Source organism: Bacillus sp. 22-7, from assembly GCF_010628845.1.
Classification (GTDB): Bacteria; Bacillota; Bacilli; order Bacillales; family Cytobacillaceae; genus Cytobacillus; species Cytobacillus firmus_B.
The window spans coordinates 106621-133556 of sequence record NZ_NJQY01000016.1 but is presented as its reverse complement, the minus strand read 5'-3'; the positions used below and the strand labels follow the sequence as shown (position 1 = coordinate 133556).

Genomic DNA, 26936 nt, shown 5'->3' with positions numbered 1-26936 from the left:
TTTGGGGAGGTAAAGAACATGAGCAAAATTATCGGAATCGATTTAGGTACAACAAACTCATGTGTCGCTGTACTTGAAGGCGGCGAACCGAAAGTAATTCCAAATCCGGAAGGCAACCGTACAACGCCATCAGTTGTAGCGTTTAAGAACGGCGAGCGTCAGGTTGGTGAGGTGGCAAAGCGCCAGTCTATTACAAACCCGAACACCATCATGTCCGTTAAACGCCATATGGGTACAGATCATAAAACAGAGGTTGAAGGAAAGGAATACTCTCCGCAAGAGGTTTCTGCTATTATTCTTCAATATTTGAAATCTTATGCAGAAGACTATCTTGGCGAGAAGGTTACTAAAGCGGTAATCACAGTTCCAGCATATTTCAATGATGCTGAGCGTCAGGCTACAAAGGATGCAGGCCGAATTGCCGGCTTGGAAGTTGAACGAATCATCAACGAACCGACTGCTGCAGCGTTGGCATATGGACTTGATAAAATGGATGAAGACCAGACTATCCTTGTTTATGACCTTGGCGGCGGTACATTTGACGTATCTATCCTTGAGCTTGGCGATGGTGTATTTGAAGTAAAATCCACTGCCGGGGATAACCGTCTTGGCGGAGATGATTTTGACCAGGTAATTATTGATTACCTCGTTGATCAATTCAAAAAAGAGAACGGCATTGACCTTTCTAAAGATAAAATGGCTCTGCAGCGTTTAAAAGATGCTGCTGAAAAAGCGAAAAAGGATCTTTCCGGTGTAACTTCAACACAAATTTCACTTCCATTTATTACTGCCGGCGAAGCTGGACCTTTACACCTGGAAGTGACACTTTCAAGAGCTAAATTTGAAGAGCTGTCAGCAGATCTTGTTGAACGTACAATGGGACCTACACGCCAGGCATTAAAGGATGCTGGTTTGACTCCTTCAGGAATCGATAAAGTTATCCTTGTCGGTGGTTCAACGCGTATTCCGGCTGTACAGGAAGCAATCAAAAAAGAAACAGGAAAAGAACCGCACAGAGGAGTTAACCCTGATGAGGTTGTAGCTATGGGTGCAGCTATTCAGGGCGGTGTCATCACTGGTGATGTTAAGGATGTTGTCCTTCTGGACGTAACACCTTTGTCTCTTGGAATTGAAACAATGGGCGGAGTGTTCACTAAGCTGATTGAACGCAATACAACTATTCCAACATCAAAATCCCAGGTGTTCTCAACTGCTGCTGATAATCAGTCTGCTGTTGATATCCATGTTCTTCAAGGGGAGCGCCCAATGGCAGCGGATAACAAAACACTTGGCCGTTTCCAGCTAGGAGATATTCCTCCAGCACCGCGCGGTGTGCCTCAGATCGAAGTGTCTTTTGATATTGATAAAAATGGTATCGTAAACGTACGCGCTAAAGACCTTGGCACAAACAAAGAGCAAGCCATTACGATCAAATCATCAACAGGATTATCTGATGAAGAAATTGAAAAAATGGTAAGAGAAGCTGAAGAAAATGCTGAAGCTGATAAGAAACGCAAAGAAGAAGTTGAACTCCGCAATGAAGCGGACCAGCTGGTATTCACTACTGAAAAGACTCTAAAAGATCTTGAAGGCAAAGTGGATGAAGCAGAAGTGAACAAAGCAAATGAAGCTAAAGATGCACTAAAAGCTGCAATTGAAAAGAACGATCTGGATGAAATCCGTACTAAGAAAGATGCTTTACAGGAAGTTGTCCAGGCGTTAACAATGAAGCTTTATGAGCAGGCGCAGGCTGCTCAGGGAGCTCAGGGCGCAGAAGGTGCTGAAAGCAAAAATGGTGACGATAACGTTGTAGATGCTGAGTTCGAAGAAGTTAAAGACGATAAATAACCTCTGAATCTTTTAAGTCAAAGTCAGGTCTTTCTTGGCTTTGGCTTTTATTTTTGATACAATAATCTTTATGTGAAATGAATCGGGGAGTGGTAATCATGAGTAAAAGGGATTACTATGAGGTTCTCGGAATCAGCAAGGGTGCATCCAAGGATGAAATTAAGAAGGCTTATCGAAAGCTTTCAAAGAAATACCATCCTGATATTAACAAAGAGCCTGATGCTGACGAGAAGTTCAAGGAAGTTAAAGAAGCATATGAAGTCCTAAGCGACGACCAGAAAAAGGCCCACTATGATCAATTTGGCCATACTGACCCTAATCAGGGCTTTGGCGGAGCCGGTTTTGAAGGTTTCGGAGGATTTGAAGACATTTTCAGCACCTTCTTCGGAGGGGGCTCCCGCAGACGTGATCCTAACGCTCCAAGACAGGGTGCAGATTTACAGTACACCATGTCCTTAACTTTTGAGGAAGCAGTATTTGGCAAAGAGACCGATATTGAAATTCCGCGTGAAGAGACGTGCGATACATGCAGCGGGTCAGGCGCTAAACCGGGAACTAAGCCGGAAACATGCCGTCATTGTCATGGATCAGGTCAGTTGAATGTTGAACAAAATACGCCATTTGGCAAGATCGTAAATAGAAGAGTTTGCCACTACTGTAATGGTACCGGCAAAGAAATCAAAGAAAAGTGCACAACCTGCCGTGGAGCCGGTAAAGTGCAAAAACGCAGAAAGATACACGTGAAAATTCCTGCAGGCATTGATGATGGCCAGCAGCTTCGCGTAGCAGGCCAGGGGGAACCAGGTGTTAACGGAGGACCTCCAGGCGACCTTTATGTTGTATTCCATGTGCGGTCACATGAGTTCTTTGAGCGTGATGGCGATGATGTTTATTGTGAAATGCCTATAACATTTGTGCAGGCTGCCCTCGGCGATGAAATAGAAGTGCCGACACTGCATGGGAAAGTAAAACTTAAAGTCCCTTCAGGCACACAAACAGGAACCAAATTCCGTCTGAAGGGAAAAGGTGTGCCAAATGTAAGAGGATACGGAACTGGAGATCAGCACATTATTGTCCGTGTTATTACTCCGACAAAGCTGACCGAAAAACAGAAGCAGCTTTTAAGCGAGTTTGCTGAAGTCAGCGGAACAGTTCCACAGGGAGAACAGGAAGAAAGCTTTTTTTCTAAAGTAAAACGAGCCTTTAAAGGTGAATAAAGGAATGGGAGTTGGTAGTAGTGAAATGGTCAGAAATCAGTATTCATACTGCAAATGAAGCTGTTGAACCGATTTCGAATATTTTGCATGAAGCCGGAGCAAGCGGAGTTGTAATAGAGGATCCTTTAGAACTTGTAAAAGAAAGAAAGGATCAATTCGGTGAAATCTACCAGCTCAATCCGCAGGACTATCCTGAAGAAGGCGTAATTGTAAAAGCATATTTGCCAGTAAACAGTTTCCTTGGGGAAACAGTTGATGAAATAAAAGAGGCAATAAATAACCTCATTTTATTTAACATCGATATTGGCGCAAATAAAGTCAGCATCAGTGAGGTAAATGAAGAAGAATGGGCTACTGCCTGGAAAAAATATTATAACCCTGTAAAAATTTCAGAACGCTTTACCATTGTCCCAACCTGGGAGGATTACACACCTGTCAGCAGTGATGAACTTATCATAGAGCTTGACCCGGGCATGGCCTTTGGAACTGGGACACACCCCACAACGGTTATGTGTATCCAGGCTCTTGAAAGAACAGTAAAACAGGGAGATAATGTTGTGGATGTAGGAACAGGATCGGGTGTTTTAAGCATTGCTGCAGCTATGCTGGGTGCAGGGAAGGTAAAAGCCCTTGATCTTGATGAAGTGGCAGTAAATTCAGCTAAATTAAATATTAAGCTGAATAAAGTGCAGAATATAGTGGATGTATCACAAGGGAATCTGCTCGATGGTGTCAGCCAGGGAGCAGATGTAGTCGTTGCCAACATCCTTGCAGAAGTAATTCTTCGCTTTACAGATGATGTTGCGTCAGTCGTAAGGGAAGGCGGATACTTCATCGCTTCAGGCATTATCCAGCAGAAGAAACAGGAAGTAAGGGATGCTATTTCCGCTGCAGGGTTTGAAATAGAAGAGACGATACAAATGGAAGATTGGGTTGCCATTGTAGCAAGGAGAAAGTAATTAGAAAAACTCCGGCTTCCCGGGATGGGAGGGGCCGGAGCTGGATATACCGTAAAAAGGGGGTAATGAACTTACCCTCCTTTTTACAGTTGAAAGGATCTTGAACAGGTAAGAAAGAGGGTGCCGATTGTGCAGCGGTATTTCACAGAAAATGCAGTTAAAGATAAGTACTTTCATATTACAGGAGAAGACCGTCATCATATAGTGAAGGTAATGCGCATGAAAGAAGGCGACAAAATTATCTGTGTCGATCCATCCCAAAATAGTGCACTTTGCTCAATTGCAGAAATTACCGATGAACATGTGGCTGCAGAAGTTGTACAATGGATTGAAGGATCTTCTGAGCTTCCTGCAGATATTACTATTGTGAGCGGACTGCCTAAAGGGGATAAGCTGGAGTGGATCATTCAAAAGGGCACTGAGCTGGGAGCGCGCCGTTTTATCCCTTTTACTTCAGCTCGTTCAGTAGTAAAATGGGATGCGAAGAAATCAGTGAAGAAAGCAGAGAGATGGCAGAAGATTGCTAAAGAAGCTGCTGAACAGTCACATAGGAGCATAGTGCCTGAAGTGCTTGCACCGCTTGATTTAAAGTCATTGCTGAAAATATCAGCTGATTATTCATATAAATTGATTGCCTTTGAGGAAGAAGCGAAGCAGGGAGAGGACTCTGTGCTCTATAAAACACTTTCTTCCATGAACAAAGGAGAATCCCTTTTAGTTGTATTCGGACCTGAAGGCGGTCTTGCAGATAATGAAGTTTCATTGCTGCTCGAAGCAGGCTTTCTTGCCTGCGGTTTGGGACCGCGTATTTTAAGGACAGAGACAGCGCCTCTTTATTTGCTGTCAGCTGTTTCCTATCATTTTGAATTAATGGGGTGAATATAGATGCCTGCAGTTGCATTTCATACACTTGGCTGCAAAGTCAATCATTACGAAACAGAAGCCATTTGGCAGCTGTTCAAAGAAGCTGGCTATGAACGGACAGACTTCGAATCCGTTTCAGATGTTTATGTGATTAATACTTGTACGGTTACTAATACCGGTGATAAGAAAAGCCGTCAGGTAATCAGAAGGGCAATCAGAAAAAACCCTGATGCCGTTATCTGTGTAACAGGCTGTTATGCACAAACCTCACCTGCCGAAATTATGGCAATCCCTGGAGTTGATATCGTTGTAGGGACTCAGGATCGGGTGAAAATGCTTGAATATATCGAGCAATATAAACAAGAACGGCAGCCGATCAATGGCGTCGGAAACATCATGAAGAACCGTGTCTACGAAGAGCTTGATGTGCCGGCATTTACTGATCGGACACGTGCTTCCCTTAAAATTCAGGAGGGCTGCAATAACTTCTGCACATTCTGTATTATTCCCTGGGCGCGCGGCTTAATGAGATCAAGAGACCCGAAAGAAGTAATCCGGCAGGCTCAGCAGCTTGTTGATGCCGGATATAAAGAAATCGTCCTGACTGGAATCCATACAGGCGGATATGGCGAAGACATGAAGGATTACAATCTGGCTATGCTTCTTACGGATCTGGAAGCTCAGGTAAAAGGTCTCAAACGTTTAAGAATCTCTTCAATTGAAGCCAGCCAAATTACCGATGAAGTCATTGAAGTTATGGATAAGTCCAAGGTCGTGGTAAGGCACTTGCACATTCCTCTGCAGTCAGGCTCAAATACGGTTCTTAAAAGAATGCGCCGCAAATATACCATGGAATTTTTTGCTGAGCGTCTCGAGCGCTTGAAGGAAGCTCTTCCAGGTTTGGCTGTTACATCTGATGTTATCGTAGGCTTCCCGGGGGAAACAGAAGAAGAATTTATGGAAACCTACAACTTTATTAAAGAGCATCAGTTCTCTGAGCTTCATGTATTCCCGTACTCAAAGCGTACAGGAACGCCTGCGGCAAGAATGGACGACCAGATCGATGAAGAAGTCAAAAACGAGCGTGTTCATCACCTTATTGCTCTGTCAGATCAGCTTGCAAAAGAATATGCATCTCAGTACGAAGGTGAAGTTCTCGAAGTGATCCCGGAGGAAAGCTTTAAAGAGAGCAGTGACAGCAATTTATTTGTCGGATACACGGACAATTATTTAAAAATCGTCTTCCCGGCAACAGAAGAAATGGTAGGCCAGATCGTAAAAGTGAAAATTACAAAAGCTGGCTACCCATACAATGAAGGTCAATTTGTAAGAGTTCTAGATGAATTGAACGAAACAGAAGAGGCGGCAGTTTAAAGGAATTACCTTTTGGTAGTTCCTTTTTTTTGATAAGCAGTAATTGTTTAGTTTATTGCTTATTTGTTTAGAATCACTGAGTTGATTGGAGCGAAGGGCAATTGATCCTCGAAAATGCATTCGCATTTTCTTCGTGCGGTGTTTAGTCAAGGAAGCTTAATCATTGTCCTGCGGGAGACCCCGCAGGCGAAGCTGAGGAGCTCCGTTCTCCCCCGCGGAAAGCAAGTGTCCGCAGCGGAAACAACGGGCTGAATTCACAAGCACAGACATCATCTATGAGAAACGTGACTTTGATAAATTTATTAATATTTTTTGGGAAAACTACTTTCGAAAACGATTACAAAAAATATAAATAGTGCTCGATATTTTTTTATCTAAGTGATATTATGAAGAGGTACGTACAACTGTTTTATAAAGGAGTAGTTATAATGACAAATAACGTAGCAAAAATGATCGATCATACATTACTAAAAGCCGATGCAACAAAAGACCAAATAGAAAAAATCTGTGCGGAAGCTAAAGAATACAATTTCGCTTCTGTTTGTGTTAATCCGACATGGGTTAAACTTTCAAGCGACCTGCTTAACGGAACCGAAGTGAAGGTCTGCACAGTAATCGGATTCCCGCTGGGAGCTTCAACACCTGAAACAAAAGCATTTGAAACAAAGAATGCCATTGAAAACGGTGCAACAGAAGTAGATATGGTCATTAACATTGGCGCTTTAAAAGGCGGAGACAATGAGCTGGTTGAACGGGACATTCGTGCGGTTGTAGATGCTGCAAAAGGAAAAGCATTAACCAAGGTTATTATCGAAACTTGCCTTCTGACTGAAGAAGAAAAAATTAGAGCATGTGAGCTATCTGTAAAAGCTGGTGCTGACTTTGTTAAAACATCTACAGGATTCTCAACTGGCGGCGCAACAGCTGAAGATATCGCCCTAATGAGAAAAACTGTCGGACCCGATCTTGGCGTAAAAGCTTCGGGCGGAGTAAGAAGCGCAGAAGATGCACAGAAGATGATTGAAGCAGGTGCAACGAGAATCGGAGCAAGCTCTGGCGCTGCTATTGTCAAAGGTTTAACAAGCGATTCTGATTACTAAGAAAAGCGGAAGGCGCCGTTTAAAAAAACGCAGACTAAACTGCCACGTCCTCCCGAAAACTACCGCTTTTGGTCGTGCGATGTATCGCTGCCGCAGCTATACTTGTCCTGTGAAACGTCTGCATGACCCGCATCGTGCGGGCCCCAAGCATAAGACAATCCGGCTGAAAGGTTGTTCTTTAACCTTTTGGACGGATTTGCTTAGACCCGTGAGCAGATGGCGCCTGGAACTGGACAATTATCGAAATTCTAAAATATTATAATTGTTGTAGGAAATGCCGGGATTTCCCGGTATTTTTTATTTTTTATCGGCCGTGCAGACTAATGACAAACCTTCCAAACTGATTTGCAAATGGGAGAACAAGCAGGGAAGATATTACATTAAATAAAACACTGATATGTGCAAGCTGCACGTCCGGGGAACTGGCTGCACTCTCTCCTGCGACAGCAAGGACATGAATAAAAGGATAAAAGGCCGCCACACCCAAACAGTTCAGCCAAATATGGGCAAAGGCAGTCAGTTTTGCTTCTTTTCCTGAACCGATGGATGCTAAATATGCGTCTACGCATGTACCTATATTAGATCCAAGCATTATGGCAATACCGGTATCCAAATCCATTGCGCCAGCAGTTAAAAATCCCATTATGATGCCAGTTGTTGCCGTGCTTGATTGGATGATAGCCGTAAGGACAATTCCGGCAGCCACAGCGAACAAATAATTCCCATCCAAGGTAAGCAGCCAGTGGTTGACCATATCATTATCTTTAACAGAACCAGCAAGGTATTCAAACCCGCGCATTGCAGCAAAAACCGCTGATAATCCAAGTAATGCCAGACCGGAGCTTCGCAAGCTCTTATTTCTCATTACAGCCAGGATGCTCCCGGCAGCAGCAAGCGGAACAATATATGATTCAATATTAAAAGTGATTAACTCTGTCGTAAATGTTGTACCTATGTTGGTTCCTAATATGATGCCAATCGTCTGGGGAAAAGTCAGCATCCGTGCAGAAACCATTCCAATTGTTATAATCATTACCGCTGAACTGCTTTGCAGGACAGCCGTCACGATTGTGCCCATCACAGTGCCTTTCCAAGGTGAATTAGTCACAACTGCCAGCCAATTCTTTAATGAACCTGCAGATAAATTAAAAAGACCCGACCGTAAGAGTGTCATACCATAAATAAATAACCCGATTAGCAGAAAAAATAATAACAGCTGGACCAAGCAGCATTCACCCCCTACATTTAATACTATGGAACACCCTGCCGGGACATGCTTATGTACAAAAAAATTGTTTAGCTTGTCAGGAAAGGGGTATTAAATAATCACAAACTAATAAAAATCAATCCCGCAGCAGGCTAAATACTGTTGACCTTGATAAGCTGTTATATTATAATTGCAAGGTACATGGAATAAACCATGTTGTTGATGTAAGTGTGTTGTGCTCGGAGGGAGGGAAAGAGAATGTCTAAAACCGTCGTTCGTAAAAACGAATCGCTTGAAGATGCTCTTCGTCGCTTCAAACGTTCAGTATCAAAAACTGGTACTTTGCAGGAAGCAAGAAAGCGCGAATTCTACGAAAAACCTAGTATTAAACGTAAGAAAAAGTCTGAGGCTGCTAGAAAGCGTAAGTGGTAAGAGAGGGTGTATGTAATGAGTCTTCTCGAGCGTTTAAATGAAGATATGAAACAAGCGATGAGGAATAAAGAAAAAGAAAAGCTTACTGTTATTCGCATGATTAAAGCTTCGCTTCAAAATGAAGCAATCAAGCTTGGTGAAGATCTAAACGAAGAACAGGAGCTAACTGTCCTTTCTCGCGAAGTTAAACAACGCAAGGATTCCCTCCATGAATTTGAAAAAGCAGGTCGTGAAGATCTTGTTGAAAAAATTCGTACTGAACTTCAGTATGTCGAATTATATATGCCAAAACAGCTCTCTGAAGATGAAGTTTCAAAAATTGTTGCAGAAACAGTTGCAGAAACAGGTGCTTCTTCAAAAGCTGATATGGGAAAAGTGATGGCTGCAATCATGCCTAAGGTAAAAGGCAAAGCAGATGGATCACTAATAAATAAACTTGTACAACAACACCTTTCATAAAACTATGCATTAAAAGACCGAAAGCCAATGGCTGACGGTCTTTTTTACTTTCGTAACAGCAAAGGCCGGGTTGAATGAATTACTCTTGCTTCTAGGTTATACTAAAGCAGTAGCAGATTTGTGAATTAAATAAAAATGAAACTTTTTAATGATTCAATCGTACATACATATAGAAATCATTTTTGCGGATAAAGGGGGGAAAGATTTGATTGCCAGAAGAGCAATAACCGCCTTTGCATTGTTTTTTGCCCTGCTGCTGCTGGGAAGCCCTTTTCAAGGAAAAGCCGATAATGAAAAAGTGCTGATTGTTCCTATCGAAGAAACGGTGGAGAAAGGGCTATATGCTTTTTTAAATAGAGCGGTGCAAACAGCTGAAGAAGAAAATGCATCAGCCATAATATTTGAAATAAATACACCCGGAGGGGCAGTGGATGCAGCCGGGAAAATTGGCAGGCTGTTAACCTCAACAAATGTAGAAACAATATCTTTTGTCAACAAGCAGGCCTTATCTGCAGGTGCCTATATAGCTTTGAATACGGATAAAATATACATGGTACCTGGTTCAACAATGGGTTCAGCCGCAATTATTGACCAGCAGGGAAATACCGCTGGCAAGAAAGCAGAATCATACTGGTTTGCGGCAATGCAGAGTGCGGCCTCACAAACGGACAGAGATCCTGTTTACGCCCTTGCTATGGCGGATGAATCGGTGGATCTGCCTGAATTGGGGGCACCTAAAGGAAAGCTGCTTACCCTCACAGCTGAACAGGCTGAGCAGGTAGGGTATTCGGAAGGCACGGTAGACTCAAGGGCGGAGTTACTGAATGTGCTCGGATTTAGTGAAGCTAATATACAGACAATTGATGAAAGCTTTGCAGAAAAGGTTGCCCGTTTTATTACGCACCCTGTCGTTATACCAATTCTATTATCCATTGGAAGCCTCGGGCTGGTTCTGGAGCTGTATTCACCGGGTTTCGGCATCCCCGGATTAATGGGATTGTCGTCCCTGCTTCTGTTCTTTTATGGCCATATGGTCGCCGGGCTGGCAGGATATGAGACCTTAATTCTGTTTGTAATAGGCATTGGCTTAATAATAGCTGAGTTTTTCCTTCCTGGAGGAATTGCGGGAATAGCCGGTATAGCAGCAATACTGGGGAGTCTGTTCCTGGCTTCGGATAATATGGCCCATATGGGAATGTCTATTTTAATTGCTATGGGAGTTTCAATATTGGCATCTATATTAATGATAAAGGTGTTTGGTAAAAAGATGAAATTCTTTAAAAAAATTATTTTAACCGATAGCACTAATACTGAAAAAGGTTATATCTCAAATAAGAGCAGGCTTGAACTGATTGGCCTTGAGGGTTATGCTCTTACTGCTCTAAGGCCTTCAGGTACTGTAGTTATAGGCGATGAGAGAATTGATGTTGTCAGTGAGGGAGCCTTTATCCTCAAAGGGGCAAAAGTAAAAGTTGTTAAAGCGGAAGGTTCGCGTATTGTTGTCAGAGAAATATCTAAGCTTGATTTAGATAAATAAAATCATCTGGAGGTAAGATTATGTTAGAAGCAGGAACAGTAGCAATATTGGTTGCCGTTGTACTCGGTGTTATATTGCTGGGGATATTATTCACCTTTGTACCGGTTATGCTGTGGATATCAGCATTGGCAGCGGGTGTCAGAGTCAGTATCTTTACATTAATCGGGATGAGGCTTCGCCGGGTTATACCAAGCCGTGTTATTAACCCGCTAATTAAGGCACACAAAGCAGGGCTGAATGTATCAACAAACCAGCTGGAAAGCCATTATTTAGCCGGAGGTAATGTTGACAGGGTTGTGAATGCATTGATTGCAGCCCATCGTGCAAATATCGATTTAAGTTTTGAGAGAAGTGCCGCTATTGATTTGGCAGGCCGAGATGTTTTGGAAGCAGTACAGATGAGCGTTAATCCTAAAGTAATTGAAACTCCTTTTATTGCAGGGGTGGCGATGGATGGTATTGAGGTAAAAGCAAAGGCCAGAATTACTGTAAGGGCCAATATTGACCGCCTTGTTGGGGGAGCTGGAGAGGAAACAATCGTGGCGCGTGTCGGGGAAGGAATCGTATCTACAATCGGATCATCAGATAATCATAAAAAGGTTTTGGAAAATCCGGATATGATTTCTCAGACTGTTCTTTCAAAAGGTCTGGATGCTGGAACTGCTTTTGAAATCCTCTCGATTGATATTGCAGATGTGGATATCGGCAAAAATATTGGTGCAGAACTTCAGACTGAACAGGCTGAAGCAGACAAGAAGATTGCCCAGGCTAAAGCCGAAGAAAGACGTGCTATGGCCGTAGCTCAGGAACAGGAAATGAAAGCCCGTGTTGAAGAAATGAGAGCGAAGGTTGTGGAAGCAGAGGCACAGGTGCCGCTTGCCATGTCAGAAGCGCTGCGTTCCGGAAATATCGGGGTAATGGACTATATGAATATCCAGAACATCTCGGCTGATACCGAAATGAGGGATTCAATCGGCAATATGAGTGACGACGGCAAAAATGGCCGGAAAAATGACTAAATGATCCCATAAAGGGAGAAGGGAGGAAACTCTCTTGGAATTTTTATTGGAGAATCCTTTTATTCTAATTGCTGTCATAGCTTTCATTTCCTCCTTTTTCAAAAAAAAGAAGGAGGAGAAGCCCGTTGAACAGGCTCCCCGTTCAGTACAGCAAGAGAACCGGGCACAGGGGGAAAGAACTTCTGCAGATCCTGCTTTGGCCGAAGTGCTGAAAGAGGAAAAAAGGAAGCTGACCGAGAAATCCAGAAGAATAGAGGAAGATTACAGACAGCGTAAACAGCAGGCAGAACAAAGCATGAAGGCTCTCCAGAGCCAGCAGAGAGCTGCTGAAAGAAAAGCAAGCGCAATATCGAGAACAGCAGCCAATGCAAAAACAGGATACCCGGTGGAAGCCTCAGGAGCCGGAAAGTTTGAGCCGCAGAAACAGTCGCTTGTTGACGGGATTATCTGGTCTGAGATTCTTGGACCTCCAAGATCAAAAAATCCTCATAGGTCCCTCAACAGAAAGCGGTAAAAAATAAGTGCTAGAACCTTCGTTCATTTCATAAATATGAGATGAAAGGGGGTTCTTTTTTTATGGCAAAAAAGTGGGGACAATTCGTCCGCGGCTGGATGACTAAAAATATGGAGCTTCCTCAAGATGTCATGATGGATCTGCCCCGCATTACAATGATCGGGCAAATCCATATCTATATAGAAAATCACAGGGGATTACTGGCTTTTTCAGATAAGGAATTAAGACTGCTATTAAAGCAGGGGCAGCTTTTAATAAGAGGGAAAGCCTTCGTCATAAAAACGATTCTGCCGGAAGAAATACTGCTCGAGGGAAAAATTGATTCAGTAACTTATATTACAGATACTGATTAAGAATTCAGGGGGAAGGAAATGAAGAACCAGTGGATTGAATTTTACAGGGGCCTTGTTACAGTTAAAGCAAGCGGGAAAGGAATAGAAAGATTTATTAATGCACTTACCCGCAGCGGAATCAACATCTGGAATGTAAAGAACCATGGCACGCAATCAGTCACCTTCAAAATGAAATTGGAAGATGCAAAAAAAATAAGGAGCCACGCCAGGAACAGCGATTGCAGAATCGAGTTCCTGCAGCGGGCAGGAGCACCGTTCCTTATGAAAAGGCTGCTGAAAAACAGCGGATTTGCAGCTGGTGCCCTCGCGTTTTTTGCTGTCATTCTCCTTTTATCCAATATGGTTTGGGGCATAGAGATTAAGGGGGCAAATCCTGCGACTGAATATCAGATCATCAAAGAGTTGGACAAGATGGGGGTTAAAAAAGGAAAGCTGCAGTTCTTTGTAGATAACGTGGAGTCTATTCAGCGGACGCTATCCAATAATATTGAGGCAATAACCTGGGTTGGCGTGGAGTTAAAAGGGACAACCTACCATTTACAGGTAGTTGAGAAAAATGAACCTGAGAAGCCCGAGTATTTAAGTCCGCGTCATCTGGTAGCCAAGAAGAAAGCCGTCATTGTAGAAATGTTTGTTGAAGAAGGACGTCCGGTCGTCGATATTCATGATCATGTTCAGCCAGGACAGCTTTTAGTCTCCGGGATAATCGGGAAAGAGGGCCAAACGGAGACTGTTCCTTCAAAAGGGGAGGTTTTCGGGGAGACCTGGTATAAATCGGAAGTCATTCTTCCGCTTAAGAGCACATTCAAAGTCTTCAGCGGCAATGAAAAATTAAAGCATAGCATCACAATCGGAAATCTTGAGATTCCTATATGGGGATTTGGGAAACCGGTGTTTGAAGAGTATGAATTAGAGGAAAATGAGAAAGTAGTAAAGTTCCTGAAATGGGAACTGCCTGTTTCATATGTAAACAAGACATTCCGTGAAAGAGAGCAAGTCACCAGAATATATTCCAATAAAGAGGCTTTTGAAGCTGCGAAAGATTTGGCGAGAAAAAAAATAAAAAGCAGCTTAGATGAAAATGCTAAAGTTAAGGGAGAAAAAGTTTTGCACCAATCAATTGACAATGGTAAAGTAACTATAGCAATACATTTCCAAATTATTGAGAATATTGCAGAAGGACAACCAATTATTCAAGGAGATTCGGAATGACAGAAGACTTGAAAACAATGAACCTGCAACTTGAAGATCCTAATGAAGCCATTGCATTATTAGGCAATTCAGATGCAAACCTAAAAATTATTGAGCAAGAACTGAATGTCTCCATCGTAACCAGGGGAGAATCCGTTTATGTGTCTGGTGAAATGGAGAAGGTAGAATTGGCTGGAAAGGTTCTGGATAAACTGCTTTATGTTATCCGGAAAGGAATAAATATAAGCCAGAGAGATGTTATGTATGCTCTTCAAATGGCAAACAAGGGAACACTAGAGTATTTCAGCGATTTATACGAAGAAGAGATCACCAAAAATGCAAAAGGAAAGTCTATTCGTGTTAAGACATTAGGACAGCGTCAATACATTCATGCAATCCGCCAAAATGACCTGATTTTTGGCATAGGGCCAGCAGGAACAGGAAAAACGTATTTGGCAGTTGTCATGGCTGTCAATGCTTTGAAAAATGGGAATGTGAAAAGAATCATTCTTACCCGCCCTGCAGTCGAAGCAGGGGAAAGCCTTGGCTTTCTGCCGGGGGATCTGAAGGAAAAAGTAGATCCTTACTTACGGCCTTTGTATGATGCTTTGCATGATATATTAGGTGCAGAGCATACGCAAAGAATGATTGAAAGAGGCACGATTGAAATTGCACCGCTGGCTTATATGCGCGGAAGAACCTTAGATGATGCCTTTGTCATTCTGGATGAAGCGCAAAATACAACTCAGGCGCAAATGAAGATGTTTCTGACCAGACTGGGCTTTGGTTCAAAAATGATTATTACCGGAGACAGAACACAGGTTGACCTTCCAAAGGGTGTCAAATCAGGACTAATCGCAGCAGAAGACATACTCAAGGGTGTAAGCGGACTATCATTCGTTCATTTGGAACAAAGTGATGTTGTGCGGCATCCGCTTGTGGCCAGGATTATTCAGGCATACCAAAAAGAAGATAGCCAATGAACCTATAAGCCGCCTTTTTTGGCGGTTTTTTCTTTAGCTGCTAAAATCGGAAATTAATTACTATGGAATTATTTGCTATTAATGAAATGTTTAGGTAACCTGTTATTAGATAGGCCATTTTTCATTGGTGAAAACCATTAGAAAAACTGTTATGATTTTACATAATTAAAATTAAACTATTTAAAGTGTAATAGAAGTTTTTTTACCCAGGACAGGAGGGGTAAATGTGCCAAATCTTCAGCAGAGTATGACGACAATCAGAAATTTACTTAATATGACCTTTTTTCGTGTTCTCTTATTTGTTCTATTGGGTGTTGCTATGTATTTTTCCATGTATAGCAATGTGAAGCCTGAAAAGCTGGATTTGAGTCTGTTCTCTGTGGCTGAACAGACAATAAGGTCACCTATAACAATAGAGGATAAAGCAAGCACAGAAAGAAAGAGAAAAGAAGCAGAAAATAATGTTAAGGATATTTACGTTGTAAAAAAAGAGATTGCACAAAACAGAGTTGACCTGGTTACCTCCATTTTTGGATCCGTATCGGAAGTGAATGAAGAAGTAAAAGAAGTGATGGATGAGAAAAAGAAAGCTGCTGCAACTGAGTCCGGCAAAGATGTAGAGGCACCAGACCCTTCCGCTCCTGGTCCTGAAGATAAACTATCCATGGTTAAAGAAAAACTCACTGATGACGTAACACGTGAAGTAACTGATGGCGTCTTCCTTGCTTTGCTGCAGGCAAAGGAGGGGGAACTGAGCATTGCGAAAGACCTTACTGTCACTGCCATCAATAAAATAATGAATAATGAAATTCCGGCTGAACAGGTGGAGAACGCGAAGAAGCGTGTGGAAGAAGAACTGAAGTTCACCAGCTTAAATTCAGATTTAAAAAAAGCCGCAATTGAGCTGGGCCGCTATGCAATATATCAAAATCAATTTTATGATCCTGCTGCTACGGAAGAATTGCGGCAGCAGACTATCGAGAGTGTGGAGCCTGTAAAAATCCTTCAGGGACAGATCATTGTTGAAGAAAATCAGCTGATCAGCAGGGACATATACAGACAGCTTGAACTTGCAGGACTTCTTGACAGTGTTAATTCGATTCAGCCTTTTATCGGCTTATCTCTGATCATTGTCATCGTTTTATCAGCCCTATACTATTATTTCCACGAATTGAATGTGCAGCGGGAATTAAAGCAAAGCTATTTATTGTTGTTCAGCCTTGTTTTTATCTTATCGATATTGCTTATGAAGGTCATCAGCCTGTTCCAATATGCTGATTACTCAGAGATAGGGTATATTTACCCTGCAGCCATGGGAGCTATGCTGATCAAAATACTGATCGATGAAAAGCTTGCAATGTACTACACAATTATTATGGCTATCAGCGGAAGCATCATTTTTAATGAAGGTGTTACAGGAACATTCCAGCTGACATCAGCCATTTATATCCTTTGCAGCGGCTTGGCGGCCATATTGTTTTTGAGTAAGCAGAATCGCCGCTCCAAAATATTGCAGGCTGGTTTATTTGTTTCTGCAGTTAACATCCTTGTTATCTTTTCAATGCTTTTCTTAAGAAATGGCCACTATGAAACGATAGAATATGGATTTTACTTTGTCATAGCTTTGATTTCAGGTATCTCTTCTGCTGTCCTGGCGATTGGCCTGCTGCCATATTTTGAGGCGGGATTTGGAATTTTGTCTACTATGAGGCTGATTGAGCTTTCCAATCCTAATCATCCGCTGCTGAGAAAGATACTGACCGAATCTCCCGGAACCTACCATCATAGTGTAATGGTTGCAAATCTTTCCGAGTCAGCTTGTGAAGCTATTGGAGCAAATGGTCTTTTGGCGAGGGTGGGCTGCTATTATCACGATATCGGCAAAACGAAACGGCCGCAATTTTTTATTGAGAATCAGGTGAATATTGAAAATCCGCATGATCGGCTTCCTCCTCAGACCAGTAAGAACATTATTATCGCCCATGCCGCAGATGGGGCTGAAATGCTGAGAAAACATAAGATGCCTAAGGAGATAGTGGATATTGCCGAACAGCATCATGGAACAACATTGCTGAAATATTTTTACTATAAAGCAAAACAGAATGGCCTTGAGGTAAAAGAAGAGGACTACCGCTATCCGGGACCTAAACCGCAATCAAAAGAGTCGGCAGTCATCGGCATTGCGGATAGCGTAGAAGCTGCAGTCCGTTCAATGGCACATCCTACAACAGAGCAAATAGAGGATTTGGTCAAAAAGATAATCGCAGACAGGCTTCAGGATGGACAGCTGAATGAATGTGATTTAACCTTAAAAGAACTGGAAACCGTTTCACACTCGTTCTGTGAAACGTTAAACGGAATTTTCCATTCACGTATTGAGTATCCTGAAATGACAAAACAGAAGGTGAAACAGGCATGAATTTAAGCATTGATTTTTTAGACGAAACGAATGAGCTTCATGAAAATGATATAGCCAAAATTGAAGAGTTAATTAACTTTGCGGCTTCAAAAGAAGTCGTAGAGCCTGAAAGCGAAGTATCCATTACTTTTGTGACAAATGAGCGCATTCGCGAAATCAACAGGGAGTACCGGGATAAAGATCGGCCGACAGATGTTATTTCTTTCGCGATGGAAGAGCTGGGTGAAGGTGAAATTGAATTGATTGGTGCTGATATGCCGCGGGTACTTGGGGATATCATTATCTCCACTGCTAAGGCGAAGGAGCAGGCGGAGGAATATGGACATTCTTTTATAAGGGAGCTTGGCTTTTTGGCGGTCCATGGCTTCCTTCATCTTCTTGGCTATGATCATGAAAATCCGGATGATGAGAAAAAAATGTTTTCCCGCCAGAAGGATATTCTTGATGAATTCGGGCTCACGAGATAAAAAAGTCCGAAAACACAATGTCCTCAAATCCTTTGTGTTTGCTTTTTCCGGAATTAGAACAGCGTTATTGAATGAAAGGAATCTGCAGATACATTTGGCAGTATCCCTGGCTGTCATGTTCTCTGGAATATATTTTGGCATTACCCGGTTTGAATGGATGATCATTCTGCTGGCCATCGGGGGAATGTTCTCACTTGAATTGCTGAATACAGCCATTGAAAGGGCTGTGGATCTGGCAACAGAAGATTACCATCCCCTTGCCAAACAGGCGAAGGATATAGCCGCTGGAGCGGTGCTGGTGTTTGCCATTATAAGTGTAATAATAGGCGGAGTAATATTCCTCCCTAAAATCCTGATATTTTTGCAGTAATGTGAAGCTGTCCGAATGGGCAGCTTTGCTTTTTTGCTTTTTCTATATAAATGATAAAGGCTGACCGTAATCTGCTGAGAATTATCAGGCATGAGTTTGAAAACGTTCACTGAATCAGCTAAAATGACAGAACAGCATTAAATTTCACAGGCCGGGGAGATTTTGAGGGATGCCATTTAGAAAACAATGGGCAGATAAAATTTAAACAGCCTACATATTTTTAGAAAATTCAATTTTTTAATTACGATTTTGCTACAAACGATGAAAATCAAAGTAAAATGTTGTAAAATAAAAGAGAAGCGGCTGCTTTTCACAGAAAGAAGCTTTGCGAGCCCCAAGGCCCATGATTGCATCGGGAGCAGCTCCGTTTTACAGGAAAGGAAGAAATATTTGTGAATAACGATCAACTAATACAGGAAGCAATGATTGCAAGAGATAGAGCATATGTGCCATATTCAAAATTCAAAGTGGGAGCGGCGCTATTAAGCAGTGACGGTCAGGTTTTTCACGGCTGCAACATAGAAAATGCAGCGTACAGCATGTGCAATTGCGCTGAAAGAACTGCGCTCTTCAAAGCATATTCTGATGGCGTAAAAAGCTTTTCAGCCATTGCTGTTGTTGCTGACACAGACCGTCCTGTCCCCCCATGCGGTGCATGCAGACAGGTAATATCCGAATTATGTCCGCCTGAAATGAAAGTTGTTTTAACCAACTTAAAAGGGGATATTAAAGAATTAACAGTTGAAGAATTACTGCCAGGAGCATTTTCACCGGAGGACTTACATGAATAATACACAACAAGGACACAAATCAGGCTTTATTTCCATAATCGGCAGACCAAACGTTGGAAAGTCAACATTCTTAAATCGCGTAATTGGGCAGAAAATTGCCATTATGAGTGATAAGCCGCAAACGACGCGCAATAAAGTTCAGGGTGTCCTGACAACCAATGACGCACAATTTATTTTTATTGATACGCCAGGAATCCATAAGCCAAAGCATAAACTGGGAGACTTTATGATGAAAGTTGCCCAAAACACACTGAAAGAAGTGGATGTCATCCTGTTTATGGTAAATGCCCAGGAAGGCTTTGGACGCGGTGAAGAATTCATACTTGAGAAATTTCAGTCAGTCCGTACGCCAATTTTCCTTGTGATCAATAAGATTGACCAGGTGCATCCAGATGAACTTTTTAAAATTATTGAGTCTTACAAGGAAAAGTACGATTTCAGTGAAATTATCCCCATTTCTGCTTTGGAAGGCAATAATGTAGAGACGCTCTTAGAACAGATTAAAAAATATATTCCGGAAGGGCCGCAGTTTTATCCTGCTGATCAGGTAACAGATCACCCTGAGAGATTTATCGTTTCTGAACTGATCAGGGAAAAAGCGCTGCATCTAACAAGAGAGGAAATACCGCACTCGCTTGCTGTAACTATTGATAAAATGGAGCGCCGCGAAGATAAAGATGTCGTTCATGTCATGGCTACGATCATTGTGGAACGTGACTCCCAGAAAGGCATTGTCATTGGAAAGCAAGGAAAAATGCTCAAGGAAATCGGAAAAAGAGCAAGGGTGGATATTGAAAATCTTCTTGGATCACAGGTTTTTCTGGAGCTATGGGTCAAAGTCCAGAAAGATTGGCGCAATAAAATGTCTCAGCTCCGCGATTTTGGCTTCCGTGAAGATGAGTACTGAACCAGCCCTAATTAAAGTATTATCCATTTCTGGTTTATATGCATACAGGTGATTGACAATATTTTCGTCTCATGATTTTACAAAGACAGGCTATGATATAGATAAATGTATTGGGATAAAGAATTGCTAGTTGAATAACTGAAAGGTGGGGTTTTCGATGATGGATTTTACCTGGAGAGTGTTTTCCCAGACAGGAAACATTGACACATATCTTCTCTTCAAGGAGCTAGAAAAGGAAACTCAGGATATACCCGGCAGCAATGACGAAGAGCTAGCAGAAGCTGATTTTCCCATCTCATAGGTTTGTCGAAAGACAGGGATGGTGTCACGGTTGCTTGATAAATGTGAAGGCATTGTCATCAGGACAACTAATTATAGTGAAACAAATAAGATAGTTACTTTATATACCCGTGAATGGGGAAAAGTTGGTGTGATGGCACGAGGAGCGAAAAAACCGAACAGCAGACTTGCTGCTGTCACCCAGCTTTTTACATACGGGAATTTTTTAGTTCAGCGCGGAAGCGGTCTGGGCACCCTGCAGCAGGGTGACATGATTTCATCCATGCGATCTATTAAAGAAGATATTTTTCTTACGGCTTATGCAAGCTATATTGTCGATTTAACGGATAAAAGCAGTGAGGATAAGAAGCCCAACCCATTTTTGTTCGAATTGCTGCATCAAACGCTAAATTTAATAAACGAAGAATATGATCCGGAGATTCTCACGAACATTTATGAAATGAAAATGCTGAACGGTTTGGGTTTATATCCAGTTCTTGATCAATGTTCTGTCTGCGGAAGCACTGACGGGCATTTTGCATTTTCAATCCGGGAAAACGGCCTCATTTGTCACCGCTGTCTTGATAAGGATCCTTACCATTATAAAGTATCACAGGCGACAATTAAGCTGCTGCGCCTGTTTTATTTTTTTGACTTGTCCAGGCTCGGCAATATCTCTGTTAAACCGGAAACCAAAGCTGAATTGAAAAAGATTATCTCTGCTTATTATGAAGAGTATTCCGGCTTAAGCCTTAAGACTAAGAAGTTTTTGAATCAAATGGACAAGTTTAATGATCTGATGTAATGAGCTCGTCTTGCTTTTTATTAAAGATTGACAATCCAATGTGATTCCGCTATGATTCAAATTAATAAAATATTATTGCTGTGAAGGAGAAGAGTACTTAACTTTTTCTCATTAAAGCGAACCCGGGACAGTGGGAGCCGGGTATGGATAGTTAAGGAAGGGCGCTCTGGAGCAATTTTGTCTATTGACAACCAAAGAGGCTGCGTTCAAACTCGCAGCAAATAGGGTGGAACCGCGGGTAACTCTCGTCCCTATGCCATTTGGCATAGAGACGGGAGTTTTTTATGTTCCGCAGGAAAAGTGAGCAGCCTGGAGCGGAAATCAACGGACAACATTGAGAGACGAAATATAACTATTTATACGAAAGAGGTGTCCTATGAATATTCAAAACATGATATTAACACTTCAAAAACATTGGTCTGAACAGGGTTGTATCCTGATGCAGGCTTATGATACTGAAAAGGGCGCAGGTACTATGAGCCCATATACATTTTTACGTGCAATCGGACCAGAGCCGTGGAATGTGGCTTATGTAGAGCCTTCACGCCGTCCGGCTGATGGCCGATATGGAGAGAATCCCAACCGGCTTTATCAGCATCATCAATTTCAGGTGATCATGAAGCCATCCCCTGATAATATCCAGGAGCTGTATCTTGATTCACTTAAGGCATTGGGCATTGATCCGCTTGAACATGACATCCGGTTTGTGGAAGATAACTGGGAGAATCCTTCACTGGGCTGTGCGGGCTTAGGGTGGGAAGTGTGGCTTGATGGAATGGAAATAACACAGTTCACATACTTCCAGCAGGTAGGCGGATTGGAATGCAAGCCTGTGTCTGTTGAAATTACATATGGAATTGAAAGGCTTGCCTCTTACATTCAGGATAAGGAAAATGTCTTTGACCTTGAATGGACAGAAGGATTTACAGTTAGGGACATTTTCCTGCAGCCCGAGTTTGAGCATTCGAAATACACGTTTGAAACATCAGATCAGGAAATGCTCTTCAATTTGTTCAATATTTATGAGAAAGAAGCACATAGGCAAATGGATGAAGGGCTTGTACACCCGGCTTATGACTATGTATTGAAATGTTCCCATACTTTTAACCTGCTCGATGCCAGGGGAGCGATCTCAGTAACAGAAAGAACAGGCTATATTGCAAGGTGCCGGAATCTGGCCAGAAAAATAGCCAAGACCTTTTATGAAGAGAGAGAAAAACTTGGCTTCCCAATTCTAAAGGATAAGGAGGAAGGCTCTCATGAATAAGAAAGATCTTCTGCTGGAAATTGGACTCGAAGAAATGCCTGCCAGATTTGTCACTAATTCAATGAATCAGCTTTCAGATAAAGTGAAATCATGGCTTTTGGAAAAGAAAATATCTTTTGAAGAGATCAGCGCTTTCTCCTCTCCCCGCCGTTTGGCTGTTCTTGTAAGGGGAGTGGATACCGCCCAGGAGGACATAAATGAGGAAGCGAAAGGACCTGCGAAAAAAATCGCTTTAACAGAAGATGGAGAATGGTCAAAAGCTGCGATTGGATTCAGCCGGGGTCAGGGAGCTTCTATTGAAGATATATTTTTTAAAGAAATTAACGGCATTGAATACGCCCATGTCAGCAAATTCATTAAAGGTCAGGAAACAGCTGCACTTCTGCCTGAACTTCAGCAGATTATTACCTCGCTATCATTCCCGAAGAACATGCGCTGGGCAAACCAGGATTTGCGTTTTATCAGGCCGGTCAAATGGCTTATTGCATTATTCGGAAATGAAGTCATTCCTTTTTCAATCACAAATGTCCAGACCTCCAATCTTACAAGAGGTCACCGCTTTTTAGGGGAAGAGATTGAGATTAACAATCCTGCTGATTATGAAAAGGCATTGCTGGCTCAATATGTGATCACTAACCCTCAGGAAAGAAAAAGTGCCATTCTCTCTCAATTGGAAAAAATTGAGGAAGAACATGGCTGGGTTGTCCCGGTGGATGAAGATTTATTGGAAGAAGTAAATAATCTGGTTGAGTACCCGACTGCATTATATGGCAAGTTTGAAGAAGAATACCTTGAGCTTCCGGAAGAGGTGTTAATTACTTCCATGAAAGAGCATCAGCGCTATTTCCCGGTAAAGTCCAAAGATGGCACTCTTCTTCCTTACTTTGTGACAGTCCGGAATGGTTCACATGAACATTTGGAAAAAGTGGCTAAAGGAAATGAAAAGGTATTGCGGGCAAGGCTTTCTGATGCAGCTTTCTTCTACAGAGAAGACCAAAAAACGGATATATCAGCATCGCTCGAAAAACTCAATAACATTGTGTATCACGAAGAAATTGGAACCCTTGCTGAAAAGGTAAACCGTGTCCGCCAGCTGGCAGCAAAGCTGAGTGAGATTCTTGACTTCAGTGGTGAAGCAAAAGCAGTGACAGACCGCGCTGCTGAAATCTCTAAGTTTGACCTTGTTTCACATATGGTTTACGAATTTCCTGAGCTGCAAGGGTTTATGGGAGAAAAATACGCCCTGCAAAAAGGTGAAAAGGAAGCTGTGGCGCGTGCAATTAATGAACATTACATGCCGCGCAATGCAGAGGACCAGACGCCGGAAAGTGATGCTGGTGCAGTGCTTTCCATTGCTGAGAAGCTGGACACGATTGTGTCATCCTTTGCAATTGGAATTATTCCAAGCGGTTCCCAGGATCCATATGCTTTAAGAAGACAGGCATCCGGTATCATCCAGACGTTACTGGCTAAACACTGGGATTTGAAACTCGAAGAATTGATCGCATTATCTTTAGAGACCGTGCTTAATGCGAATATAGGAAAGAAATCAAAAAATGACTTAATGCAGGAATTAGTTTCTTTCTTTAAATTAAGAATTAAATATATGCTGCAGGAAAAAGCAATACGCTATGACTTAATTGAAGCTGTATTAGGAAATGATATCGGCTCCGTGCCTTCACTTGTGAATAGGGCTCAGGTATTGGAATCCAGCAAGGATGCAGATGGCTTCAAGGAAAGCATTGAAGCTCTTAGCCGGGTAATCAACATTGCTTCTAAGGCTGAAGATAAAGGGGATATTGACAGCGGCTTATTTGAAAATGAAAATGAAAAAGCTCTGTTCAGTAAATATTTATCAGTAACCGAGGAGTTGAAAAAAGAGGTTAAAGAGGAAGAAGCCTTTAACTTGCTAATCAGCTTGAAACCTGAAATTGATCAGTACTTTGAGCATACTATGGTAATGGATGAGAATCAGGAAATTCGCCGCAATAGGCTGCATCAAATGGCACATTTGTCTGATGTGATAAAGAAATTTGCAAATATGAACGAAATAATTGTTAAGTAATAAGCTAAAACTTTGCGTCATATGCTTGAATACGATTAAAATCTAAGATGAGGACAGCTGCCGTGGCTGTCAGGAAAGAGCCTGTTTATCACACTGACGGGCTCTTTCGTATTTTGGGCATATTAGGCAGCGTAAATCAAACTATAGATGAAACACATCTTTTCATTTATGACAAATAGTATATAATAATTATATAAAAGTATAACCTTATTATAGTGGGAAATGAGTGCCAAAAGCATCTCCTTTTCAGATTAGGTGGTGAGAAAAATCGAATTAAATAAAAGGCAGGAAAAAATAATAGAAATCGTTAAGGAAAACGGGCCGATCACTGGTGAGAGTATTGCGGAACAGCTTAATTTAACGAGGGCAACACTAAGGCCGGATCTGGCTATATTAACGATGGCAGGCTATTTAGATGCCCGTCCGCGTGTAGGCTATTTTTATACAGGGAAGACTGGGGCGCAGCTGCTGACTGAAAACCTTCAAAAGCTATATGTAAGGGATTATCAATCTATTCCTGTAGTGGTTAATGAGAATGTGTCGGTATATGATGCAATTGTGACAATGTTTCTGGAAGATGTCGGCACGTTATTTGTTGTCGATCAGGGTTCACTGCTTGTTGGGGTTCTGTCAAGGAAGGATTTACTCCGTGCAAGTATTGGCAAGCAGGAGCTAAATTCCATCCCTGTAAATATCATTATGACCAGAATGCCTAACATTACCATGTGTGAAAAAGATGATTTGCTTATCGAAGTTGCTAAAAAGCTGATTGAAAAGCAGATCGACGCCCTTCCTGTTGTAAAAAAGACGGAGAAAGGGTTTGAAGTAAACGGCAGGATAACCAAAACAAATCTGACGAAAGCATTCTTGGCTCTAGCCGGGGAAAAGTAGCAGTGAAAGAAGGAGATGGTGTTAAAGGATGGAAAAATTGCCAGTCATTTATGTCGTTTCAGACTCAGTGGGAGAAACGGCTGAACTTGTAACAAAAGCTGCAACGAGCCAATTCAATGGCAGCGATATATCTATCAAGCGTTTTCCATATGTTGAAGAGAAAGTACATATTGATGAAGTTATTTCACTCGCAAAGCTTGATAATGGGATGATAGCCTATACAATGGTCAAGCCGGACATGAGAAAATATATTAACCAGCGGGCTGCTGAAGAAGGGATATATGCTTTTGATATTGTTGGCCCTTTAATGGATCAAATCCAAAGAGCCTGCGGCATTACACCGCTTTTCGAACCAGGACTGGTCAGAAAGCTGGATGAAGATTATTTTAAAAAGATTGAAGCAATCGAGTTCGCTGTAAAATATGATGATGGCCGTGACCCCCGTGGTATATTAAAGGCTGATATAGTGCTGATCGGTGTATCAAGGACTTCAAAAACACCTCTTTCCCAGTATCTTGCCCACAAGCGCCTTAAAGTGGCTAACGTGCCCCTTGTGCCTGAAGTCGATCCTCCAGAAGAGCTGTTTCTAGTCCCGCCGGATAAGTGCTTCGGTCTGAAAATCAGTCCTGAAAAATTAAACTTTATTCGAAGAGAACGCCTGATATCATTAGGTCTAAGCGATAATGCCAGCTATGCAAATATAGAGAGAATCAAAGAAGAAATAGGTTACTTTGAAAAAACCGTTTCCAAAATTAAATGCCCGGTTATTGATGTTACGAACAAAGCAGTAGAAGAAACAGCCAATATGATCCTAAATCAATACCGGAAAAACTTTCCAAAAAGCTAGCACATAAATTCTTTATGTGCCTTTTCTTTTTTTTACCCGGCAAGGTTACAAGGGCTTTTTTCATATAAAAACTGCAAAATTAAATTATATTCTTGCCAGATAAAATAATGGCAAAATAGAGATTAATGTACTATAATAAAAAATTGTGATAAAAATGTATCCGAATAGGTTTAGAGTTCATTGCCAAGGAATAAACTATTTATTGTGGCATGTCAAGCTTTCGACCAAGAAAAAATTCGACATATCTCACTATGCAAAAGTTATTCATGTAAAGAAGGATTATGCGGAGTCATGTAGAATTATTAGAACATTAGGCAAACCAATCATTATGGTGGATGCTGATTCCTGTCCTGTAAAAGAAGAAATTGTCGAAATAGCCAATTCCTTTACTGTGGACGCAGTGTTTGTTGCTTCTTATGCCCATATGCAAAATGACCTGAATGGGGCTGTCTGGAAATTTATTGACAGCAGTAAGGAAGCTGCAGATTTATTCATAATGAACAATGTGAAAACAGGAGATGCAGTTGTAACTCAAGATATTGGATTGGCATCAACTCTTTGTTAAAGGGTGTTTATGTCCTTTCTCCCAGGGGAATTTTATTTGAGGAAAGTGAAATTCGAACCGCTTTGGAAATGAGGCACCTTTCAGCCAAGGCGCGAAGAAGAGGGGTTTATGGGAAAGGCCCAAAACCATTTAGTCAAGAGGACCGATCCAGGTTTGTGCAGCAGCTGACAAAGATTTTGTCGAATTTTGAAGGGATTCAGTAACGT

26 protein-coding genes, 1 pseudogene and 1 other annotated feature are annotated in these 26936 nt (G+C 41.9%); of the genes and pseudogenes, 26 read left to right on the top strand and 1 reads right to left on the bottom strand.

From position 1 onward, the window contains the following. The first annotated feature begins 18 nt into the window (after window positions 1–18). The 6 genes from dnaK to deoC all read left to right on the top strand — a co-directional run bounded on the left by dnaK (window position 19) and on the right by deoC (window position 7362). Entirely contained in the window at window positions 19–1848 is a 1830-nt protein-coding gene (gene dnaK / locus CE058_RS14320) for a molecular chaperone DnaK (RefSeq protein ID WP_048010299.1), read from the top strand. A gap of 98 nt (window positions 1849–1946) precedes the next feature. Continuing rightward, the gene (gene dnaJ, locus CE058_RS14315; protein WP_163143518.1) at window positions 1947–3065 is read left to right on the top strand and encodes a molecular chaperone DnaJ; all 1119 of its coding nucleotides are present in this window, start codon (window positions 1947–1949) and stop codon (window positions 3063–3065) included. 20 nt (window positions 3066–3085) lie between these two features. Continuing rightward, window positions 3086–4024 (top strand): 50S ribosomal protein L11 methyltransferase, encoded by a 939-nt coding sequence (prmA, locus tag CE058_RS14310; RefSeq protein WP_076257470.1) that lies wholly within the window; start codon window positions 3086–3088, stop codon window positions 4022–4024. Between the two features lie 129 nt (window positions 4025–4153). After that, complete coding sequence (locus CE058_RS14305; protein ID WP_048010296.1) at window positions 4154–4903, top strand: 16S rRNA (uracil(1498)-N(3))-methyltransferase; 750 nt, start codon at window positions 4154–4156, stop codon at window positions 4901–4903. Between the two features lie 6 nt (window positions 4904–4909). After that, window positions 4910–6262, top strand: a complete 1353-nt coding sequence (mtaB, locus tag CE058_RS14300; protein ID WP_163143514.1) for a tRNA (N(6)-L-threonylcarbamoyladenosine(37)-C(2))-methylthiotransferase MtaB — start codon at window positions 4910–4912, stop codon at window positions 6260–6262. Between the two features lie 428 nt (window positions 6263–6690). Beyond that, entirely contained in the window at window positions 6691–7362 is a 672-nt protein-coding gene (gene deoC / locus CE058_RS14295; protein WP_163143511.1) for a deoxyribose-phosphate aldolase, read from the top strand. Between the two features lie 304 nt (window positions 7363–7666). On the opposite strand, the gene CE058_RS14290 is transcribed toward deoC, so the two are convergent. Then, window positions 7667–8587, bottom strand: coding sequence for a Na/Pi symporter (locus tag CE058_RS14290; protein ID WP_163143508.1), 921 nt, complete (start codon window positions 8585–8587; stop codon window positions 7667–7669). 240 nt (window positions 8588–8827) lie between these two features. On the opposite strand from CE058_RS14290, the gene rpsU reads away from it, so the two are divergent. The 20 genes and pseudogenes from rpsU (at window position 8828) to CE058_RS14190 (ending at window position 26933) form a co-directional block, all read left to right on the top strand. Then, the gene (gene rpsU / locus CE058_RS14285) at window positions 8828–9001 is read left to right on the top strand and encodes a 30S ribosomal protein S21 (protein ID WP_009333009.1); all 174 of its coding nucleotides are present in this window, start codon (window positions 8828–8830) and stop codon (window positions 8999–9001) included. 15 nt (window positions 9002–9016) lie between these two features. Beyond that, window positions 9017–9460: a GatB/YqeY domain-containing protein gene (locus CE058_RS14280; protein WP_095245646.1), complete on the top strand. Its 444-nt coding sequence runs from the start codon at window positions 9017–9019 to the stop codon at window positions 9458–9460. 205 nt (window positions 9461–9665) lie between these two features. Continuing rightward, on the top strand, window positions 9666–10997 hold the full coding sequence (locus tag CE058_RS14275; RefSeq protein ID WP_163143504.1) for an NfeD family protein: 1332 nt from the start codon (window positions 9666–9668) through the stop codon (window positions 10995–10997). A gap of 20 nt (window positions 10998–11017) precedes the next feature. Continuing rightward, entirely contained in the window at window positions 11018–12016 is a 999-nt protein-coding gene (floA, locus tag CE058_RS14270) for a flotillin-like protein FloA (RefSeq protein ID WP_163143501.1), read from the top strand. A gap of 34 nt (window positions 12017–12050) precedes the next feature. Next, a complete protein-coding gene (locus CE058_RS14265) occupies window positions 12051–12530 on the top strand; it encodes a cell envelope integrity TolA family protein (RefSeq protein ID WP_163143499.1) in 480 nt (159 codons plus the stop codon). Between the two features lie 62 nt (window positions 12531–12592). Continuing rightward, window positions 12593–12883, top strand: coding sequence for a sporulation protein YqfC (yqfC, locus tag CE058_RS14260; RefSeq protein WP_035331147.1), 291 nt, complete (start codon window positions 12593–12595; stop codon window positions 12881–12883). Window positions 12884–12901: 18 nt separating this feature from the next. Continuing rightward, a complete protein-coding gene (gene yqfD / locus CE058_RS14255) occupies window positions 12902–14095 on the top strand; it encodes a sporulation protein YqfD (protein WP_163143496.1) in 1194 nt (397 codons plus the stop codon). Continuing rightward, window positions 14092–15057: a PhoH family protein gene (locus CE058_RS14250; protein WP_163143492.1), complete on the top strand. Its 966-nt coding sequence runs from the start codon at window positions 14092–14094 to the stop codon at window positions 15055–15057. Before yqfD ends, CE058_RS14250 begins: the two co-directional genes overlap by 4 nt. 226 nt (window positions 15058–15283) lie before the next feature. After that, on the top strand, window positions 15284–17476 hold the full coding sequence (locus CE058_RS14245; protein ID WP_163143489.1) for an HD family phosphohydrolase: 2193 nt from the start codon (window positions 15284–15286) through the stop codon (window positions 17474–17476). Next, the gene (ybeY, locus tag CE058_RS14240; RefSeq protein ID WP_163143486.1) at window positions 17473–17943 is read left to right on the top strand and encodes an rRNA maturation RNase YbeY; all 471 of its coding nucleotides are present in this window, start codon (window positions 17473–17475) and stop codon (window positions 17941–17943) included. Before CE058_RS14245 ends, ybeY begins: the two co-directional genes overlap by 4 nt. Beyond that, window positions 17921–18313, top strand: a complete 393-nt coding sequence (locus tag CE058_RS14235; RefSeq protein ID WP_163143483.1) for a diacylglycerol kinase family protein — start codon at window positions 17921–17923, stop codon at window positions 18311–18313. The genes ybeY and CE058_RS14235 overlap by 23 nt, the downstream gene beginning before the upstream one ends. Window positions 18314–18660: 347 nt before the next feature. Further along, window positions 18661–19104 (top strand): cytidine deaminase, encoded by a 444-nt coding sequence (locus CE058_RS14230; protein WP_163143481.1) that lies wholly within the window; start codon window positions 18661–18663, stop codon window positions 19102–19104. Beyond that, on the top strand, window positions 19097–20011 hold the full coding sequence (gene era, locus CE058_RS14225; protein ID WP_048011157.1) for a GTPase Era: 915 nt from the start codon (window positions 19097–19099) through the stop codon (window positions 20009–20011). The genes CE058_RS14230 and era overlap by 8 nt, the downstream gene beginning before the upstream one ends. A 157-nt stretch (window positions 20012–20168) precedes the next feature. Beyond that, window positions 20169–20312 carry a YqzL family protein gene (locus tag CE058_RS14220; protein ID WP_009332996.1) on the top strand — a complete coding sequence of 48 codons (144 nt, stop codon included), beginning with the start codon at window positions 20169–20171 and terminating at the stop codon, window positions 20310–20312. Between the two features lie 30 nt (window positions 20313–20342). Further along, entirely contained in the window at window positions 20343–21095 is a 753-nt protein-coding gene (gene recO, locus CE058_RS14215) for a DNA repair protein RecO (RefSeq protein WP_163143478.1), read from the top strand. A gap of 71 nt (window positions 21096–21166) precedes the next feature. Beyond that, window positions 21167–21351, top strand: a binding site (T-box leader). Window positions 21352–21471: 120 nt separating this feature from the next. Then, a complete protein-coding gene (glyQ, locus tag CE058_RS14210) occupies window positions 21472–22362 on the top strand; it encodes a glycine--tRNA ligase subunit alpha (protein ID WP_035331136.1) in 891 nt (296 codons plus the stop codon). After that, window positions 22355–24427: a glycine--tRNA ligase subunit beta gene (gene glyS, locus CE058_RS14205; RefSeq protein ID WP_048011154.1), complete on the top strand. Its 2073-nt coding sequence runs from the start codon at window positions 22355–22357 to the stop codon at window positions 24425–24427. Before glyQ ends, glyS begins: the two co-directional genes overlap by 8 nt. Before the next feature lie 258 nt (window positions 24428–24685). After that, complete coding sequence (gene ccpN, locus CE058_RS14200; protein WP_163143475.1) at window positions 24686–25318, top strand: transcriptional regulator CcpN; 633 nt, start codon at window positions 24686–24688, stop codon at window positions 25316–25318. Window positions 25319–25346: 28 nt separating this feature from the next. Then, window positions 25347–26165 (top strand): pyruvate, water dikinase regulatory protein, encoded by an 819-nt coding sequence (locus tag CE058_RS14195; RefSeq protein ID WP_048011152.1) that lies wholly within the window; start codon window positions 25347–25349, stop codon window positions 26163–26165. 328 nt (window positions 26166–26493) lie between these two features. After that, a pseudogene (locus CE058_RS14190) lies at window positions 26494–26933 on the top strand (YaiI/YqxD family protein). Window positions 26934–26936 lie beyond the last annotated feature (3 nt).